12 protein-coding genes are annotated in these 17,568 nt (G+C 43.2%); 6 read left to right on the forward strand and 6 right to left on the reverse strand.

Annotated elements, in window-relative coordinates; genetic code table 11:
* The first annotated feature begins 3 nt into the window (after window positions 1–3).
* From bglX to AC570H_RS05255, 3 genes are all read left to right on the forward strand, one after another.
* Window positions 4–2,226, forward strand: coding sequence for a beta-glucosidase BglX (gene bglX / locus AC570H_RS05245; RefSeq protein ID WP_497352425.1), 2,223 nt, complete (start codon window positions 4–6; stop codon window positions 2,224–2,226).
* A gap of 218 nt (window positions 2,227–2,444) precedes the next feature.
* Window positions 2,445–3,620 carry a mannonate dehydratase gene (gene uxuA, locus AC570H_RS05250; protein ID WP_497352427.1) on the forward strand — a complete coding sequence of 392 codons (1,176 nt, stop codon included), beginning with the start codon at window positions 2,445–2,447 and terminating at the stop codon, window positions 3,618–3,620.
* A 173-nt stretch (window positions 3,621–3,793) separates the two neighbouring features.
* Window positions 3,794–5,815, forward strand: coding sequence for a caspase family protein (locus tag AC570H_RS05255; RefSeq protein ID WP_497352429.1), 2,022 nt, complete (start codon window positions 3,794–3,796; stop codon window positions 5,813–5,815).
* Between the two features lie 688 nt (window positions 5,816–6,503).
* On the opposite strand, the gene AC570H_RS05260 is transcribed toward AC570H_RS05255, so the two are convergent.
* Both AC570H_RS05260 and AC570H_RS05265 read right to left on the reverse strand, forming a co-directional pair.
* A complete protein-coding gene (locus tag AC570H_RS05260) occupies window positions 6,504–6,917 on the reverse strand; it encodes a hypothetical protein (RefSeq protein WP_497352431.1) in 414 nt (137 codons plus the stop codon).
* A gap of 153 nt (window positions 6,918–7,070) precedes the next feature.
* Complete coding sequence (locus AC570H_RS05265) at window positions 7,071–7,712, reverse strand: DUF4142 domain-containing protein (RefSeq protein WP_497352433.1); 642 nt, start codon at window positions 7,710–7,712, stop codon at window positions 7,071–7,073.
* A gap of 157 nt (window positions 7,713–7,869) precedes the next feature.
* Between AC570H_RS05265 and AC570H_RS05270 the strand changes: the two genes are divergently transcribed.
* A complete protein-coding gene (locus AC570H_RS05270) occupies window positions 7,870–8,070 on the forward strand; it encodes a hypothetical protein (protein ID WP_497352435.1) in 201 nt (66 codons plus the stop codon).
* A 40-nt stretch (window positions 8,071–8,110) separates the two neighbouring features.
* On the opposite strand, the gene AC570H_RS05275 is transcribed toward AC570H_RS05270, so the two are convergent.
* Window positions 8,111–9,553: an aminotransferase-like domain-containing protein gene (locus AC570H_RS05275; protein ID WP_497352437.1), complete on the reverse strand. Its 1,443-nt coding sequence runs from the start codon at window positions 9,551–9,553 to the stop codon at window positions 8,111–8,113.
* An 85-nt stretch (window positions 9,554–9,638) separates the two neighbouring features.
* Between AC570H_RS05275 and AC570H_RS05280 the strand changes: the two genes are divergently transcribed.
* Both AC570H_RS05280 and AC570H_RS05285 read left to right on the forward strand, forming a co-directional pair.
* Window positions 9,639–10,115 (forward strand): GNAT family N-acetyltransferase, encoded by a 477-nt coding sequence (locus AC570H_RS05280; RefSeq protein ID WP_497352439.1) that lies wholly within the window; start codon window positions 9,639–9,641, stop codon window positions 10,113–10,115.
* Window positions 10,112–11,512 (forward strand): pyridoxal phosphate-dependent decarboxylase family protein, encoded by a 1,401-nt coding sequence (locus tag AC570H_RS05285; RefSeq protein WP_497352441.1) that lies wholly within the window; start codon window positions 10,112–10,114, stop codon window positions 11,510–11,512. The genes AC570H_RS05280 and AC570H_RS05285 overlap by 4 nt, the downstream gene beginning before the upstream one ends.
* A gap of 46 nt (window positions 11,513–11,558) precedes the next feature.
* Here AC570H_RS05285 and AC570H_RS05290 read toward each other — a convergent pair whose 3' ends face one another.
* The 3 genes from AC570H_RS05290 to AC570H_RS05300 all read right to left on the reverse strand — a co-directional run bounded on the left by AC570H_RS05290 (window position 11,559) and on the right by AC570H_RS05300 (window position 17,527).
* The gene (locus AC570H_RS05290; protein ID WP_497352443.1) at window positions 11,559–12,692 is read right to left on the reverse strand and encodes an efflux RND transporter periplasmic adaptor subunit; all 1,134 of its coding nucleotides are present in this window, start codon (window positions 12,690–12,692) and stop codon (window positions 11,559–11,561) included.
* Window positions 12,693–12,695: 3 nt separating this feature from the next.
* Complete coding sequence (locus AC570H_RS05295) at window positions 12,696–17,069, reverse strand: CusA/CzcA family heavy metal efflux RND transporter (protein ID WP_497352445.1); 4,374 nt, start codon at window positions 17,067–17,069, stop codon at window positions 12,696–12,698.
* A 71-nt stretch (window positions 17,070–17,140) separates the two neighbouring features.
* Window positions 17,141–17,527: a hypothetical protein gene (locus AC570H_RS05300; protein ID WP_497352447.1), complete on the reverse strand. Its 387-nt coding sequence runs from the start codon at window positions 17,525–17,527 to the stop codon at window positions 17,141–17,143.
* Window positions 17,528–17,568: the final 41 nt, after the last annotated feature.

Below are 17,568 nucleotides of genomic sequence, written 5' to 3' on the forward strand. Positions count from 1 at the left end.
CAAATGAATAAATTTTCTAGCCTTTCCCTACTGTTTATTTTCGGGCTTTTGCCGTTTTCCCATGCACAGCAACGCAAAACAATCGACCAAAGAGTTGATTCCTTAATGAAATTAATGACTCTGACCGAAAAAGTAGGTCAGTTGAACCAATATTCGGGCAGGGAAGTAACCGGCCCATCAAGCGATCGAAAAACCTACCTGCTCAACGATATCAAAAGTGGCATGGTAGGCTCTATGCTGAATGTAAAAGGAGTAAAAGATACCCGCGAAATCCAGGCGATTGCCCTACAATCGCGCTTGAAAATCCCTTTGTTATTTAGTTTGGATGTGATCCATGGCTATAAAACCGTATTTCCAATTCCTTTGGCCGAATCGGCTTCTTGGGATATGGAGGCGATCAGGGCTACGGCCCATGTGGCAGCCGAGGAAGCAGCCGCATCAGGTATACATTGGACCTTTGCGCCCATGGTTGACATTGCCCGCGATCCACGTTGGGGCCGTGTAATGGAAGGTGCCGGAGAAGATACCTATCTAGGCTCAGCCATTGCAAGGGCACGTGTTTTAGGCTTTCAGGGCGAAAAACTCGGCGGTGTGGATGCGATTATGGCCTGTGCCAAACATTTTGCAGCCTACGGCGCCGGAATGGCCGGTAGAGATTATAATCCCGTTGACATGAGCGAGCAAATGTTGCATGAGATCTATTTGCCTCCATTTAAGGCAGCTGCCGATGCAAAAGTGGCTACCTTCATGAATTCGTTTAATACCTTGAACGGCATTCCTGCAACTGGAAATTCGTATTTGCAACGCGATATTTTAAAAGGCCAATGGGGCTATAAAGGTTTTGTAGTGAGCGATTGGGGTTCGATTAGAGAGATGTTGCCTTGGGGATTTGCCAAAAACACCAGCGAAGCCGCCGAGAAAGCCATCACCGCCGGTAGCGATATGGACATGGAAAGCGAAGCTTATAAAAAAGAATTGGAAAAATTGGTGAAAAGCGGCAAGGTAAGCATCAAGCTGGTTGATGATGCCGTAAGAAGAATCCTTTACAAAAAGTTTGAGTTGGGCTTGTTCGATAACCCATACAAATTCTCAGACGAGCAGCGCGAAAGCAAAGTAATGCACGATCCGAAGTACAAGGAAGTGGCGAGAGTGGCTGCCCAAAAATCAATCGTTTTGTTGAAAAATGAAGCCAATACTTTGCCTTTACAGAAAAACTTAAAAAATATTGCCTTGATCGGCCCTTTGGTAAATGCCAAGAAAGATCAGGCTGGCAGTTGGACGGTTTATGCCGATACCGCTAATATTGTTAGTGTTTACGAAGGATTGAAAAGCAAATTAGGCAATGCTAAATTCAGCTATGCTGAAGGGACTTCGATTGACAAAACCAGTACTTCAGGCTTTGATGCCGCAGTTGACGCTGCTAAAAATGCCGATGTAGTGGTAATGGTATTGGGCGAGGCTGGAGACATGAGTGGTGAATCTAAATCAAGAACGGATATCAGCTTGCCAGGTCGCCAAGAAGAGTTGTTCAATGCCGTTAAAGCTACAGGCAAACCAGTAGTAGTGGTGTTAATGGCTGGTCGACCTTTGATTTTTAACAGTATCGCCGATAAAGCCGATGCTGTGGTTTATGCCTGGTTCTTGGGCGATCAAGGTGGAAATGCCATTGCTGATGTGTTGGTAGGCGATTTCAATCCTTCTGGTAAACTGCCGATCAGCTTCCCGAGAAATGTAGGTCAAATCCCGATTTTCTATAACCACTTAAACACAGGTCGTCCGGTTACCAAACCAACAGATATCCGCTACAAATCTGCCTATATCGATTCGCCAAACGATCCTCGCTTTGCTTTCGGTTACGGTTTGAGTTATACCACTTTTGCTTACAGCGATCTGAAATTGTCTAAACCGGCAATCCAAAAAGGAGAGACCCTGAAATTAACCTTTACGTTAACCAATATCGGAAAAACAGCTGGCGAAGAAGTAGCTCAATTGTACATACAGGATAAATTTGCCTCCTTGGCACGCCCGGTTAAAGAGCTGAAGGATTTCATCAAAGTGAAACTCAACCCTGGCGAGAGCAAACAGCTGACTTTTACCTTGACCCCAGAGAAACTGGCTTTTTACAAAGAAAAACTAGGCTGGACTACCGAAGCTGGTGATTTTAAAGTGATGATTGGCGGTTCGTCAGACGGCATTAAATTAGAGAACAACTTCGAGTTGAAATAAAATAAATACGTCACCCCGGACTTGATCCGGGGTCTTTTCTCGAGATAGATTCCTCGTAGCACTCGGAAGACAAATTATATGTGGCATGACGTTCGTCAATTCACTAATCGGCCAATGAACCAATAACCGAAGGTTACGCTAACGTTTCCGTAACTATTTTCGGCAAATCCCTATCTAGCGATTTTTTAATTCAGTATTATTGGGTATAGATTTAAATCATGAATACAAACAAGCATAAATTACTACAAGCTTGGCGCTGGTATGGTCCTAACGATCCTGTAAGCCTACAAGATGTAAAACAAGCCGGAGCAACAGGTATCGTTACTGCCTTACACCACATTCCGCATGGCGAAATTTGGCCATTGGAAGACATCAAAGAAAGAAAAGCCATTATCGAAGCCTCGGGCTTACATTGGGCGGTGGTAGAAAGCGTTCCTGTTCACGAAGCCATTAAAACCCGTAGACCAGGTGCCGAAAAATATTTAGAAAACTACAATACTTCGTTGAGAAATTTGGCAGCCTGCGGCATCAAAACCGTATGCTACAATTTTATGCCGGTATTGGACTGGACCCGTACACAATTGGATCTTGAAATGACCGATGGTTCTAAAGCCCTGTATTTCAACTGGACAGATTTGGCAGTGTTTGACATCTTCATTTTAAAACGCCCGAATGCCGAAGCGGATTATCCAGCCAATATTTTAACAAAAGCCAAAGCCAGGTTCGAAAGCCTGAACGAACTTGAATTGACAGAATTGCGCATCAACGTATTAATGGGCATTCCGAACGAAAAAGAAATCGAACTCGATACCTTGCGAGCCAGTATAGACGAATACCAAAACATTGGCAGAGAAGGCTTAAAGGCTAATTTAGCATGGTTTTTAGAAGGCATTGCCGCTACTTGTACGGAAACCGGCATTAAAATGACAATCCACCCCGACGATCCACCATACCAGATTTTAGGATTGCCACGTATTGCCAGCACTAAAGAAGATTTGGTTAACATTTTAAGAAGCGTAGACCAGCCTTTTAACGGTATTTGCTATTGTACAGGTTCTTTGGGGGCAGGAGTTGACAACCAATTGGTCGATATTTTCGAAGCCGTAAAAGAACGTGTGTACTTCCTGCATTTGCGCAATGTAAGCAAAGATGAAGAAGGCAATTTTTATGAGGCCGATCACTTGGGTGGCGATGTAAATATGTACGAAGTAATGAAAGCCATTACGATAGAAAATGCCAAAAGAGAGCAGCCAATGCCATTTAGGCCAGATCATGGTCACCAAATGCTCGATGATTTGAATAAAGTAACCAACCCTGGTTATTCGGCTATTGGCCGTTTGCGTGGCTTGGCCGAACTGCGTGGCCTCGAAATGGGCATTACCGGTAATTATTAGTCGTTAGTCTGAAGTCCTGAGTCTAGAGTCAATTTTGATTTAGACTTGGGACTTTTTGCATGTTGGCAAAAACGCCAAACTCCATACCCTTAACGCCTAAAATACCCACTTCTAGGTATTTCATCAGGTTGTGCTAAAGCCTAATTTTAAAAGGTCTTATAATCAACCTCATCATGAAAGCTAAGTTATTTTTTAGCCTATGTCTGTTGCTTTTGGCAACAAGCTGTTCTTATGCCCAGAAAAAGCATGCCTTGGTGTTTGCCATTGGCGATTATCCCGAAGATGGAGGCTGGAGCAAGATTTCGAGTGCACAAGATGTGGGCTATATCAAAAATACCTTGCTCAAGCAGGGCTTCCCCGATGCAAATATCAAGATTGTGGCAGATTCTGTAGCCACCAAACAAGGCATCGAAAATGCATTGAAAAACCTCATTGCCTCAGTTGACCCAAATGATGTGGTGGTGATCCATTTTTCATCACATGGCGAGCAAGTGGCCGATAATAATGGCGATGAAGCAGACGGCTATGATGAAACCATCGTTGCCTATGATGCTAAGCTCTCTACCAACAAAGATGCCATTGCCAGGGGAAGCGTAAGCAAAAGCGAATACGAAAAACTGCAGGCCAATTATTTTAGAGACGATGAATTTGGAAGCTATATCCAGCAGTTACGTGCCAAATTAGGCAAGGAAGGCGATGTGGTGGTATTTATGGACAATTGCCATTCAGGCACAGGTACGCGTGGATCGGCAAAGGTAAGGGGTGGCAAAGGTGCCCTTAAGCCCGATGGCTATAATCCGGAACTCAAAAAACAGGCGGGAGATGAGGTGTTTAAAGAAGGAACAGCTTCGCGGGGCAACGAAAACGATTTGGCAACTTATGTAGTGATTTCGGCGGCATTGGCTTCAGAACTTAATTACGAAACCACTAGCGACGACAACGTAGGCATGGGCTCGTTAACGTATGCCATTAGCAAGGTGTTCGAAAATCTGCAGGCAGGAACTACCTATCGCACACTGTTTGCCAAAATACAAGCCATTATGAACGAGAAGGTGCCGGGCCAGCATCCTGTATTGGAAGGCAACGGACTGGAAAGAGGTTTGTTTGGAGGCAAATTTGTGAAGCAGGAACCTTTTATCTCTGTCGAGAAAATCAATAGTCCTTTAGAAATAGAAGTCAAAGCCGGAACCTTTGCTGGTTTGAGTATTGGTGCCAAGTTGAATATCTATCCTGCCGGCACAACAGATCCGAGCAAGACCGTTCCCCTTGCCAAAGGCGTAGTAAGCAAAGCCGGTAATTACAAGGCTACGGTTAAATTGGATAAGAGCACCAAAACTACACAGGCTGCTCTTTTGTATGCCTTTATTGCCGAACCTGTATTTAGCGTAAAGCCAATTGTGGTAGCCATGGCTCCGCCTAGCAGGGGCAACAGCTATACGCAAACAGAAAGCGATAAAATTACAGCTTCACTTAAAAAACTGCCTTTGGTAAGTTTAGCGGGCACACCAGATTTGCTGATCGAAAAAGGAGAGAATCACGATCAGGTTAAAATAGCCAGCAATGGGTATGTGTTTTCGAGCTTAAATGCTACAGATACAGTTGAGCTGAAAACCACCATTAGTCGCTATGCACAGTATCAGTTTTTGCAAAAATTGCTGGTAAAAGATTCGACCATCATGGCACAAGTAAAGTTGGTGCCTATTGTTAATGGAAAACCAGATCCAAATATATTAAATGCTCGTTTTGCGGAACGTGCTTATGAATTTGCCGATGGCGACAGTGTGATGCTGTGGATCAGAAACCCAGGTAAGAAAGCGATTTACGTAAACATACTCGATATGCAGCCTGATGGCAAGATCAATACTTTTCTGCCCAATAAGGAACAAGAAATCTATCCGGCCGACTTAAAAATAGCACCAGGAGAGACCCGTACCTTTCCAAATTATGTAATTGTAATGGCCGAACCATTTGGTATGGAACTGCTCAAGATTTTTGTCACTACCAAAGAAATCAACCTCGAAGGCTTGGCTACACCGAAAGCTGCCCGTGGCGAAGAAAGAAAAGGCAATTTGAGCATGTTGGAAGGCTTGGTAGATCAATCGAGCGGTACGGCTACCCGTGGACCAAAAGTAGTATCGGTTAAGGAAGCAGAGGGCAGTGTTTACAATCTTTTGTTTAGGATTAAGGAGAAATGAGGTGGGAGTTTGGAGTTTAAAGTTTAAAGTTAAAAGTGGAAAGTTCAAAGTTTAAAGTTTAAAGTGGGCCTTTAAAAGGTAAAAGATAGTTTTAGGTGGAAGGAGAGGCTGCATCATTTATGGTGTGGCCTTTATTGTTTCCGAGTTGGTCGGGATGTGCCATCTCGACCAAGCTAATTATGGATTTGCAATCCATTTTGTTTTCATTTTAGATGCTACCATTTCTGTTCTTCACCAATGATCTAACTTAAATACTTCTGATAAATCTTGTTGTAGAAGAACACTAACAAGTGCGAGTTGTTCTTCTACATTATCGTCACCCTGAACTTGATTCAGGGTCTCTATTCAATATTTTGTCATTTAAGATATCTTCCGAATTTAGATGTCGGATCAAGTCTGGCATGACGTATGTAGGGAAAGAAAAATTAAATTCATTATGCCATCGTTGGTGTTCTTCACCAATCACTTTAATTTGTTACAGATGATGGAACTTGGGCTGGTGCAATGAACATAGCAGCAACGGCCGTTGTTACCTAAACCCGATAGGATGGAAAGCCCGGAGCTGAGGCACGAGGCGAGGACTTGGAAGGATAGCGGGGCTAACAGTCAGGTGGAATGCTGTTCTTGCTTTCCTGCATAAAAAAAGCTACCCTTTTGAGGTAGCCTTCCATTGAGCGTTATAAATGTTTTATTTCAAGGTGTAGGTATAATTTCCTTCACAATTGCCACTGGCATTCCATTCTCTGGTACCGCCAACGCTTACGCAATAGATAGTGGTAAAGCCGCTGCCTACGGTCACAGTTCCATCACCCCAAGCATCTAAAGTGCCTTTGTAATAGCCATCTACATAAACTTTGATGTAAAGACCTGTATAGTTGTCAAATTTCACCTTGCAGTCGGCACCACGGGTCTTAGCTACCGGCTTCGCATCGCTCGTAGGCACATCTACCTTGATTTTTGGATTGGCACCTCTGGTTTTTACAGCGGCTGTAGATTTAACCTCAACTACAGTACTTTTCTTTTGGGCAAAAGCATTGGTAGAAGAAAATGCCACAGCCATAAATGCGATCATTGCGCATACAATTAAATTCTTTGTTTTCATCGTTTGTTATCTTTAAATGTTTAAGCTAAAATTACAGATAGCCTAAAGCCCAAAAAATACCCAATACTAGGTATTTTTAAGCATAACAAATTCACAGAGAAAAGTGCTTCAATGTATTTGAAAAGAGGATTTTATTGAGTTTTTTATGCTCGGTTATTGCTTTTTTCGATCGCTTATTTTCAGCGGATCATCGCCTTGGTTGGCCCTAGGTTTTTGCAATAAAGTATCGATTTTTAAAATGTGCTGGTAATGTTGCCTGATAATGGGCAAGGTTTCGGCTGAAAATTTGGCAACGTCCTGGTCTTTCGAACGTTCGCCCATCGAGAATAGGTTAATCGCATTTTTATGCTCGTTAATCATGAGCCTTACGTAATACTCGTTTCTGCCTTCGTCTTTAAACTCATCCAGCTTATTAACGATGGCCAGTTTGCTTGCAGGCAAAACTTTTGGCAAGTCATATCCTTTTTGGGCCGCTAATGTTTTCAGCTTTTGATTGGCCATGCCATGGTCTTTCACCATCATAGCAGCAAATACAATTACTTCTTGGTTTTTCGTCAGCTTCTCGATTTTAGAACTGCTTTCTACTTCAACCATACCACCTAAGGCTGCATTTTCAAAAAACGAAACCACTGTGGTATCTATTTTATTGGTATCTAAGGCTAGGCCAGTGTTAGAAGTAATAGCAGTGTCTGCACTTGGCCCAGTAGTCGACTGCTTATCTTTTTCTTGGGAATTAGTACAGGCAAAGCTGCAAACAGCAAGCAGGGCAATGAAGTATGGAATGGGGTTTTTCATAAACTGGATTTTTCAGATAAACAGCTTTCCATTGGTTTGTGTTTCGAGCAATTGTTAAAAATCACTGAGCTATAAGTTGTTAGCTTTTTAAAACAATTTGTGTTTAAACATCATTTATACAAAAACTAAAAAACTTTTAATTCTAATTAAACAAAAGATGAAACTTAAATTTTTAACATTGCTGGCAATTGTTGGTATAACAGTTGCCGCTTGTGGATCTTCGGACCGTAAAGACGAGAACACGGATTCTTCAACACTGGATACAAATATGTCGGCTACGCCAGATACCACCATGCCTGATAGTAGCGCCACAATGGATACAAACACTACAAAACCTGTTGACACCTTAAAACACTAGTCGACAAAATCATTGGCCTGCTCAGTTGAGCAGGCCCTTATTATGCCATAGCGGATCGGATCAGTTTACCTAAAACCTGAATAGATTGCTCAATCTGCGTGTTAAAAGGATGGCCAAAGCTGATGCGGATGTAATTGGTAAAGCGGGCATCGGTACTAAAAACCTGACCGGGATAAATGCCGATCTGCTGTTTCAAGGCGGCCCTAAAAATGTCGAAGGCGTTAACTTTTTGATTCAATTCAACCCAAAGCACATAGCCGCCAGCGGGTTGGTTTACCTTTACATCTTCTGGAAAATAGTCGAATATGGCCTGTAGGTAGCGCAGGCATTGCGTATGTAAGGCTTTTCTCAAATTACGCATGTGGAGGTCGAACCTGCCGGTTTCAAAAAACAAGCCTATAGCAGCCTGTGTAGGCGTAGCCGATGAAATGGTATGCATCAGTTTAATGTTCAATACCTTGTCTTTGAACTTTCCTGGAATGCACCAGCCCACCCGGTAACCCGGTGCCAGCGATTTAGAGACAGACGAACAAAGCAATACCAGGCCTTTTTCATCATAGCTTTTACAGGTTCTTGGCCTAGACTTTCCAAAGAACAGATCGCCATAAATATCGTCTTCAATTAGCGGGATTTCTTTACTAGCCAATAGGGAAACCAATTGTTTTTTCCGCTCATCGGGCATTACACAGCCCAGCGGATTGGTAAAGTTTGGTGTAAACAAACAAGCTTTAATGTTTATCTTTTCCAAGGCTTGCGCTAAATACTCAATGCTGATTCCCGTTTGCGGATCGGTTGGTATTTCCAGTACCTTGAGTCCTTGGCTTCTCATCACATTGAATATGCCAAAATACGTAGGGCTTTCAATGGCAATGGTATCACCGGGTTCGGCTACAGCCTTGAGGCAAAAAACGAGGGCCTCCATACAGCCTTGGGTGCTGATGATTTCATCCGCCTTTAATGTGCCGCCCCAAGTCAACGCATTTTTGGCCACCTGTTGCCGTAAGCGCAAATTGCCTTGAATGTCTTCATAATTGATGCAGCTATGGGCATTTTCGCGAATGGCCTCTGCCATTGTTTTATTCAACTTGCTTTCTGGCAACAAAGAAAGGGCAGGTGCGGCCATTGAAAGTTGCGAAACGCCTGTTTTATTGATGCTGCTGTACACCATCGCCAACATTTCGTCTACATTCACATCAAAAGGCTCTTTGTCGCCCTTGGCTACAGTGCTCATAAACCTGCCCTTGCGATCGGTAAAGCGAACATAATAACCAGATTTGGGTCTGGCTTCTATCAATCCCTTGTTTTCAAGTTCTACGTATGTTTTAAATGCAGTACTCAAACTAATGCCATGGTCTTTGCACAAGGTTCTTACTGATGGCAATTTATCACCGATTTTAAGTACACCGTCGAATATATTCTGCGCTATTTTACCCGCCAGCTGTTGATAAAGGAAATCGCTCGCTGTAGCAATCGCTGTGTTCATATTAAATCTGTTATGCTCAAAAATATAAAATCTGCATCTGTTTTCGTGTGTTTTGTTTGCCGAATTTTGAATTATTAAATCAATCATGAAAATGGATATTGAAATCATCGAATATCAAACTCGCTTAAAACTTTATTTTGAGCAATTGAACAAAGCTTGGCTCCAAGAATTTTTCGTAATAGAAGCAACAGACCAATGGATGCTGGAAAATCCGGAAGAAGCGATTTTGAAACAGGGAGGTGCCATCTTATTTGCGAAAAGGGGCGAGGAGATAGCGGGTACCGTAGCCTTAAAATTTGTAGAACCCGGCGTTTACGAACTGGCCAAGATGACCGTAGCCAAATCAGCCAGGGGTTTTGGACTGGGGCGCATCTTATGCGAAGCTGCGATTGAAAAAGCTTTACAATTGGGCGCCTCAAAAGTAATTTTATATACCAATTCCAAATTGCAGGATGCCATTCATATTTATCAAAAACTAGGCTTTGAGCAAATTCCTGTAGATAAACTAGAATTTGTTCGGATTGACCGGATGATGCAATTGAACTTAAAACAACAGCAATGAACAGACTAAAAGAAGACCTCGGTTACCTAGAAGAGATACTAGAACAGGCTAAATTAACCGGAATTGATTTCATGGCCCAATTGGAACAGTTATCAACTAGTCCGCTTGCTGGCAACGTAAAGCCAAGCAAGGAATTGCCCGAGGGCGGTGGTGCCCTGGATGCCCTGCAGTTGTTTAAGTCGCATTATCAGCATTTGATTGCGGCTTCAACCGGTCCACGGTATTGGGGGTTTGTAACGGGTGGTACTACGCCGGCTGCATTAATCGGCGATTGGTTGTGCAGTGTTTTTGACCAAAATCCACAAAGTGTAAGCCTAAATGGCGATATCTCCGCACATATTGAGCACGAAACCATTGGACTGATGCGCCGTTTGTTTAACCTGTCTGAGGAGTTTAACGGAAGTTTTGTAAGCGGTGCAACCTTATCAAATTTTACAGGTTTGGCCGTGGCTAGGCAGTGGGCAGGAGAGCAGTTGAAGCATAATATAGCTGCTGATGGCATGTTGCCAGGGATCAAGGTGCTGAGCGCCAATCCGCATTCTTCGGTGCTCAAATCATTGGCCATGCTGGGCTTTGGCCGCAATCAGTTGATCACTGTAAAAAGCAAGCCGAATACTGAATCAATTGATTTGGAAGATTTGGAACGCTTGCTGGCCGAACATCAGGATTCTCCAATCATCTTGAGTGCGAGTGCCGGCACGGTAAATACCTCAGATTTTGATGACCTACAAGCCATTGCCGAACTTAAAAAACGCTATCGGTTTTGGTTGCACATTGATGCTGCCTTTGGTGGCTTTGCGGCCTGCAGTCCAAAATATGCATCATTGCTCAAAGGTTGGGAAGTGGCTGATAGCATTACCATTGATGGACACAAATGGATGAACGTACCTTATGATAGTGCAGTGGCTTTTGTACGGGCAACACATCAAAACCTGCAGATCCAGACTTTTCAAAATTCGAATGCTCCTTATTTGGGAGATCCGGCAACCAATTTTTCTTTTGCCAGTAATGTTCCCGAAAATTCAAGACGTTTGCGGGCTTTGCCAGCTTGGTTCAGCCTTATTGCCTATGGCCGGGAAGGATTTAAAGATATAGCCGAAAATTCGATCGAACTGGCTCAGCAGTTTGGCAATTTTATTACACAAAGCGATGCCTTCGAGCTATTGGCACCTGTAAAACTGAATACGGTTTGCTTTACGCTGAAACAGGAAAAAGATCAAATAGGCCTATATTTGGATACCCTTAACAAGTTAGGCATGGTTTACCTCACGCCAACATTATATGCCGGTCAGCGCTGTATCCGTGCGGCCTTTGTAAATTGGCGCACCAGCGAAAAAGACCTGGAAATTGCACAATCGGCCATGCAAAAGGCTTATAACGATTGTTTTAAACGCTAAATTACAAAGCAAAGGTCTGACACATTGGATCAGACCTTTGTTGCTTTTATTCTTCTTCTGCCTTGTTTTTCAATGCGGTAAGCAATGTGTAGGCATTAGCGGTTACCAGTTTTCCTTCGAGTGGCGATTTGATTTCGGTATAGCCAGCAGCAGCATAGCCGGTTTCTACTTGCTTGGCGGTAAATTTATTTGCTGCAGTTTCTATAAAAACATATTTTTTCCCTTGCCAATCTACAATGGCGCCATCAGGCAAAGTTGCCGAAGAGTGGCTTTTGAGCTTGATCTGTGCATTGACGAAAGTGCCTGGAATTAATTTCTGGCGATTTCCATGCAAATGGCAGTGCACCTCTACGGTTCTGTTTTCATCAAGGTTTTTAGTCATCAATGTTACTTCGGCTTCCATCTTCTGATCGGGATTGCCTACCGTGCTGAAAGTTACTTTTTGTCCCTTTGACAGGTTCTTGGCATCATTTTCAAAAATATTAAGCGAAAGATGGGTTTCTATGGGATTAATCAGTTCGAACAAAACATCTGTAGGACCAACATATTTGCCTGGATTGATATTGATTTTAGACACAAAACCATTGATGGGCGAATAGATATTCACCGTTCTTGAGATGTTATTTTCGTTTAATTTACTCGGTGCAATGCCAATCAGCTTAAGCTTTTCGGCTAAAGAATTAACCAATATTCTTTGTGTATCATAATCTGATTTGGCTTGTTGCAACACCTTTTGACTGTTAGATTGAGTGGTATTGAGCTCTTTTTGACGGTTAAAATCAGCCATGGCAAACTCCAACTTCGATTTTGCCGTTAAGTAATCTTGCTGCAGCTGGATAAAAGAAGCATCTTCTATGGTAGCCAGAACAGTGCCTTTTCTTACTTCCATGCCATTTACCAGTTTGCTGTTCTTGATAAAACCGCCCAAAGGAAAGCTAATGGTATAAATGTTTTCTGGTGGCAGTTCTATGTTTCCATTTACGTTGATGGTCGATTCTACCTGGCGGGTTTCTACCTGGCCAATGGATAATTCGGCATTTTTTCTTTGTTCGGCCGTAAGCGAAATCGTTTCTTCCAGATTTACGGTTGCAGCTGTCTTTTTAACTTCGGCAGGAGCGGGTTCGGTGCCACAAGAAGCCAAGAACAAACCTGCGAAAACTAAGGTGATCGTATTTTTCATATTCTATTTGATGATGATGCCATTAAGGCGTTCAATTTCTATAAGCGTTTCGTTTAAATTGCTGATCAATTGATAATATTGGCTTTTAATATCAATGGTTTGATTGATCAAGATGGTCCAATCGAGGTAATTGATCTCTCCTGCATCTAATTTGGCACTGGCCGATTTTTCTATTTTGCCGGCATTTGGCAACAGGAGATCGTGGTAGCTCGCCAAGGTTTCCTGATAGGCTTTTGCCTTGGCCAAGGCTTTTTCAAGTTCGGTGCCATAATTTTGACGTAGGGTTTCCAGTTCTTTTTGCTGTTGCTGCACATAAAAGCCCATGGCCTTTGCCTTGGCATTTTGGGCACCAAAAAATATCGGAATGGCTAGGCCGGCACTAAAAGATTGAAAACGATGCGATTTGTCATAAAATAGCTCCTGTCCGTTTGGCGTGGTTTGCCAGCCCATAAACGATGCATTTGCATAGCCTAGGCTGATAGAAGGAAGCAATTTGCTTTTCTCCAGCTTTTGGTTCAGCTCGCCTTGCTTCACCATTTCCTGTTGCCATAAGATAGAAGGGTTTTGTGCAAGCGATGAGGCAGACAACAAATTAGAGGCGATAGGATAGATGATTGTAGAAGCATCTAAAGCCAATGTCTCTTCGCTTTGCATTAAAATTTGCATCCGCTTTTGATGGCTGGCCTGATCAGCCGATAAAATGCTCAGTTGCGCGGCAATCTGCAACCTCTGATTGGCTGCCGTGGTTTTTTCGATAATGTCTGTTTCTCCCAAGCGGTACCTGTTTTCGGCCTTTTCGGCAAAACGGGCATAAATGCTATCCGCCTTTAAAAGCACCGTCTTTTTCTTATCCAGCACCAACAGGTTGAAATAAAGGTTTTTGATCTCTGTTTGCAGCTCGAGCAACCTGATTTCGGTTTGGGTTTTGCCCGCATTGAGCATGGAACGGTTGACCTGTTTTTGTCTACTGTAAACGGTCGGAAATTGAAAGGTTTGCGAAACTTGGAACCTGTTGTCGTTAAAGCTGCCATTGAGGTGACCGGTTTCATAGGTTAAATCGGTCTTAGGAAGATCAACAGCTGTGGCAATCAAGGCATTGAGGTAGCTTTCATTTAATCGAGCAGCATTCATGGCTGGGTAGTTCGAAGCTGCTTTGCCCAATGCTTCCTTGAGGCTAATCGGCTGCTGTGCACTTGCGTTAAAGCAACAAAACAACAAACCTATTGCGGCAAGGGCTATTTTCTTCGGCTTAAAGTACTTAAAGCCTTTTTCGAAAAGGATATACAATACCGGAAGTACGAAAAGCGTAAGCAGGGTAGAAATGATCAAGCCACCAATTACAACAGTGGCCAGCGGCTTCTGTACGGCACCACCTGCTCCGGTACTAATGGCCATAGGAATAAAGCCAAGCGATGGAACCAAGGCAGTCATCAATACAGCCCTTAGTTTGGTTTTTGTAGCATGTATGACAATCCTGCCCAAGTCTGTCCAACCTTCTTTTCTCAATCGATTAAATTCTGAAACCAGAAGAATGCCATTAAGTACGGCTACCCCAAAAAGAGCGATAAAACCAACCCCAGCAGAAATACTGAAAGGCATGTCGCGAATCCATAGTGCAAAAATGCCTCCCATAGCCGATAAAGGAATGGCAGTATAGATGAGCAATCCCTGCTTTACAGAGCTGAAAGCAAAATAAAGCAATAAGAAAATCATCAATAGCGCTACAGGTACCACAATAGAAAGGCGGTCTTTGGCTGCATTCATGTTCTCGAAAGACCCACCATAAGCTAAATTATAGCCTGCAGGCAAGCGCAACTGTTTTTCAACTTTTTGTTGCAGCTCGGCAACAATGGTCTGCACATCTCGGCCACTTACGTTAAAGCCAATTACGATCCGTCTTTTGGTGTCTTCACGCTGAATTTGGTTCACGCCCTCTACTTCGGTAATTTCAGCTACTTCGGCCACCGGAATCTGATAGCCATTCTTGGTCGAAATGAGGAGGTTTCTGATGTCATCTATGTTCTTCTTGGCATCCTCGTTTAGCCTCACCACTAAATCAAAACGTTTTTCGCCTTCATAAACCTGTCCGGCACTTTTACCGGCGAATGCAGTATTTACGGTCGTATTGATGTCTTCTACATTGAGGCCGTATTTGGCCAAGGCATCTCTGTTAAACTTGATTACAATTTGGGGCATGCCAGTTACTGTTTCTTCGTAAATATTAATTGCTCCGGGCACGGTTTTGATGATCTCGTTTAAACGGTGGGCATAGGCCGATAAACTGTCTAAGTCTTCCCCGAATATTTTGCACACTACATCTTGTCTGGCTCCCGTCATTAATTCGTTAAAACGCATCTGAACTGGGAACTGAAAGCCAACTGTAATTCCGGGAACGGCTTCCAATTCTTTGGTCATCTTTTCGGAAAGCTCAGAAAAAGAGGAAGCCGAGTTCCATTCTTTTTTGTTTTTAAGGATCACCATCATGTCGCCGGCCTCAAAAGGCATGGGATCTGTTGGGATTTCGGCACTGCCGATCTTGGTCACTACTTTTTCTACTTCGGGAAATTTCCTAAGCAAGATGCCAGAAGCTTGCTGGGTATATTTAATGGTATTGTTTAAGTTGCTGCCCGTAAGCAACCTGGTTTCTACGGCAAAATCGCCTTCTTCTATTTGAGGAATAAACTCTCCGCCTAAACGGCCCAGTATGAATACAGCTATGGCAAATAAGGCTACCGTAACGCCGATAATGGTTTTAGGAAATTTTAATAAACGCTTTAATAAAGGCATGTATTTCCTTTCAAGCCAAATGGTTACCTTATCTGCAACTGTAGGTTTATGGTTGAGTTTTTTCTTCAAGAACAGTGCATTCATCATGGGTACGTAGGTAATAGACAAAATAAATGCACCCAATATGGCAAAGGCAATGGTTAGTGCCATTGGTTTAAACATTTTGCCTTCTATGCCCTCCAGCGAAAGAATAGGCAGGTAAACGATAAGGATAATGATTTGGCTGAATACTGCCGAATTAATAATGCTTCCTGTCGATTTTGATACTTCATCGTCCATTTCCTGTTGCGAAATTGAACTGCGCTTTTTAAAGTGGTGCGAATGCGAAAAGCGATGGAGAACCGCTTCCACTACTATGACAGATCCATCTACAATGAGTCCAAAGTCAATAGCACCCAAGCTCATCAGGTTGCCGCCAACGCCAAACATGTTCATTAAAATAATGGCAAATAGCATGGCCAGCGGAATAACAGACGACACGATTAATCCTGCGCGCAAATTGCCCAAGAAGAACACCAACACAAAAACCACGATCAATGCACCTTCCAATAAGTTGGTTTCCACGGTTTCGATGGCGCTATTTACCATTTTTGTTCGATCGAGAAATGGTTCGATGACTACACCTTCTGGAAGATCTTTTTGTATTTCGGCTACTTTTTTCTTCACTCTTTCTACTACCACAGAGCTGTTTTCGCCTTTCAGCATCATCACTACGGCACCAGATACTTCACCCTTGTCGTTATAGGTCATGGCTCCGTAGCGAATGGCAGCGCCAAATTGAACCTTGGCCACATCTCTCACCAATACCGGCAGGCCATTGTCCAATGTTTTTACCACTATCTTGCCAATATCGTCCAGGCTGGAAGTCAATCCTTCACTTCTGATGTAGAGCACGGTTGGTCCCTTTTCAATATAGGCGCCGCCCGTATTTTGGTTATTTTTTTCGAGCGCTGCGAAAATATCGGCAATGGTAATGTTGTTGGCCTTGAGGTAGCTCGGATTGACGGCAATTTCATACTGTTTCAATTTGCCTCCAAAGCTCGAAACCTCGGCAACGCCTTTGGTGCCCATTAACTGTCTGCGCACAATCCAATCTTGAATGGTACGGAGCTGCATGGCATCATATTTATGCTCGTAACCAGCTTTTGGCCTGACTACGTATTGGTAAATTTCGCCGAGACCGGTACTTACCGGTGCGAGTTCTGGCGATCCGATGCCTTCAGGCAAGTCTCTTTGCACCTGTTGCAAACGTTCGGTAACCTGCTGTCTTGCCCAATAAAGATCGGTTTCATCGGTAAAAACAATGGTTACTAGCGAAAGACCAAACCTAGAAAAGCTCCTGATTTGCTTAAGGCCAGGGATGTTGCTGCACGATTGTTCTATAGGAAAGGTAAGCAGTCTTTCAATGTCTGGAGCACCCAAAGAAGGGGAAACGGTAAGTACTTGTACCTGGTTGTCGGTAATATCGGGTACAGCATCAATTGGGAGTTTTCGTAATTCGAATACGCCCCATAGCAATAGGGCAAATACGAATAGCCCTACAATCAGCTTGTTCTTTACAGAAAAGCCGATGATTTTGTTCATCATCATAAAAAAGTTGTTTTGGCGCGGAAAGCACCGTTTGCAATACGAATTTTAATCGGCCTAAAAAGACCGAAAGCCTAGCATGCAAATGGGCGTGGAGGCCTAAACAATGACGAATTGGTGTTGTCGGGAATTAGACTGTCATTTGGCAAGGGGTGATCTTGCGTATACTTGAACAAGAAATCTGCAGCTACAAGGGCAGGCTTTGTAGGGATGTAAAAAGAAAGCACAATCGGATTGGCCATTTTTTTGAATGGAAGCTTCATGTCTTCTTCGTCATCAGAATCGATATCGTCGGTACCCCAATAGTGCATGGAAAGAAAATCGACGAAGGAAATCTCGGGTTTTTGCTGGCAGTGGTAATGGAAATGATGAAAAAGCGCAGGCGTTTTAAGCAACTGGTGTGCAGGTGTAACGTTAAAAGTTACAATCAGCAGCAGCAAATATGAGTAAAGCCTGTTCATTGGTGGCAAAAGTAAAAAAAAACAGAAACGGATGAAATTTT

It is taken from the genome of Pedobacter sp. B4419, from assembly GCF_059693725.1.

Coding starts and splice junctions, on each gene's coding strand:
- AC570H_RS05280 (WP_497352439.1), top strand. CDS start 9,639: ATGAAAATGGATATTGAAATCATCGAATATCAAACTCGCTTAAAACTT.
- AC570H_RS05275 (WP_497352437.1), bottom strand. CDS start 9,553: ATGAACACAGCGATTGCTACAGCGAGCGATTTCCTTTATCAACAGCTG.
- AC570H_RS05270 (WP_497352435.1), top strand. CDS start 7,870: ATGAAACTTAAATTTTTAACATTGCTGGCAATTGTTGGTATAACAGTT.
- AC570H_RS05265 (WP_497352433.1), bottom strand. CDS start 7,712: ATGAAAAACCCCATTCCATACTTCATTGCCCTGCTTGCTGTTTGCAGC.
- AC570H_RS05295 (WP_497352445.1), bottom strand. CDS start 17,069: ATGATGATGAACAAAATCATCGGCTTTTCTGTAAAGAACAAGCTGATT.
- AC570H_RS05300 (WP_497352447.1), bottom strand. CDS start 17,527: ATGAACAGGCTTTACTCATATTTGCTGCTGCTGATTGTAACTTTTAAC.
- uxuA (WP_497352427.1), top strand. CDS start 2,445: ATGAATACAAACAAGCATAAATTACTACAAGCTTGGCGCTGGTATGGT.
- AC570H_RS05255 (WP_497352429.1), top strand. CDS start 3,794: ATGAAAGCTAAGTTATTTTTTAGCCTATGTCTGTTGCTTTTGGCAACA.
- AC570H_RS05285 (WP_497352441.1), top strand. CDS start 10,112: ATGAACAGACTAAAAGAAGACCTCGGTTACCTAGAAGAGATACTAGAA.
- AC570H_RS05290 (WP_497352443.1), bottom strand. CDS start 12,692: ATGAAAAATACGATCACCTTAGTTTTCGCAGGTTTGTTCTTGGCTTCT.
- AC570H_RS05260 (WP_497352431.1), bottom strand. CDS start 6,917: ATGAAAACAAAGAATTTAATTGTATGCGCAATGATCGCATTTATGGCT.
- bglX (WP_497352425.1), top strand. CDS start 4: ATGAATAAATTTTCTAGCCTTTCCCTACTGTTTATTTTCGGGCTTTTG.